The following is a 1,406-nucleotide window of genomic DNA, read 5'->3' as shown; positions in this document are numbered from 1 at the left end:
GGGAGGGTGAGCCTCGCGGCCAAGACGGTGGGAATCAACGTTCAAACCTGCTTCCATTGGGCCTACAAGGCCGGCGCCGTCACCCGCAAGCCCCGCGCAAATCCGGTGGCAAAGCAGTCTGCCACCCAGGAACAGAAGGACGAGTTCTTCGCCGTCCTCGCTCGTGTGGGCAGTGTCAGCGTGGCCGCCCGGGAGCTCGGTCTGGCCAGATCGCAGTGCGTGAGCTGGGCCCGTCATGCCGGAATCGGGTCCATCCACCCAGGGGTGGGGAAACGCGCCGAATTCCTGCGGTTGCGCGAAGCGGGCGTTGGCCGGATGGAAGCCGCTGCCGCCGCCGGTGCGAGCCGCAAAAGCGGGTACCTGTGGGAGAACGAGCGGGATATGGCCAAGGGCCGCGCCGTTGGCTCCAGCGCCCCGGAAGTACCGTATAAACAGGAAGTGATTACTGCTTTAGCCGAACCATCGGCCCCCGCTACGGCACCGGAAGCCCCGCCGGAGCTGCTGCCGGCGCTGCCACCGCCGCCGGCGGCTCCGGTGGCTTTGGAAGCCCTGGAACAGCCCGTCAGCACCCGCTACCTGTCCTTGCCTGAGCGGGAGAAGATCGCGGACCTGCGGTCCCAGGGAACCTCCATGCAGGCGATCGGCAGGGCGCTGGGCCGCTCCGTGGGCACCATCAGCCGCGAGATCAAACGCAACAGCCACCCGGTGCTCGGCTACCAGCCCTACGGCGCCCACCGGGCCGCCACCGCGGCCCGGGCACGGCCCAAGGACAGTAAACTGGCAGCAGCCGGGGGGCTGCGCGACTACGTGACGGACAAGCTGCGCATCCGCTGGTCCCCGGAACAGATCTCGAAGCTGCTGATCAAGGAATTCCCCGATGACGAGCAGATGCGCGTGAGCCCCGAAACGATCTACCAGGCCCTCTACTTCCAGGCCCGCGGCGGACTCAAACGCGAGGTCAAAGAGGCGTTGCGCACCGGGCGGACACGCCGCAAAAAGCAGAAAAGCCCCGAGGAACGCACCCATCGTTTCCGGGACCCGATGATCAACATTTCCGAACGCCCCGCAGAGGTCCAGGACCGCGCCGTCCCGGGACATTGGGAGGGGGATTTGATTACCGGAGCCTACAACCAGTCGGCGATCGCGACGCTGGTCGAGCGCACCACGCGCTACGTGATGCTGGTGCACCTGCCGGTGGACCACACCGCCGAATCGGTCCGGGACGGGCTGATCAAGACCATGGGGACCCTGCCGGCGCACCTGCGGGGATCCCTGACATGGGACCAGGGCGTCGAAATGGCCAGACACAAGGCGTTCAGCATCGCCACCGACATGGATGTCTACTTCTGCGACCCGGCCAGCCCCTGGCAGCGTGGATCCAACGAGAACACCAACGGGCTGCTGCG

Annotated in this window: 1 protein-coding gene; it reads left to right on the top strand. The window is 66.8% G+C overall.

All coding sequences use genetic code 11. The features are described 5' to 3' along the window. Positions 1-315: 315 nt before the first annotated feature. A partial coding sequence (locus J9611_RS22225) for an IS30 family transposase (RefSeq protein WP_443701388.1) occupies positions 316-1,406 on the top strand: 1,091 nt, incomplete at its 3' end.

Origin of the sequence: Pseudarthrobacter albicanus, from assembly GCF_018224015.1 — a bacterium.
Lineage (GTDB): Bacteria > Actinomycetota > Actinomycetes > Actinomycetales > Micrococcaceae > Arthrobacter > Arthrobacter albicanus.
The sequence above is the reverse complement of the archived record's forward strand: the minus strand, read 5'-3'. Positions and strand labels throughout refer to the sequence as shown.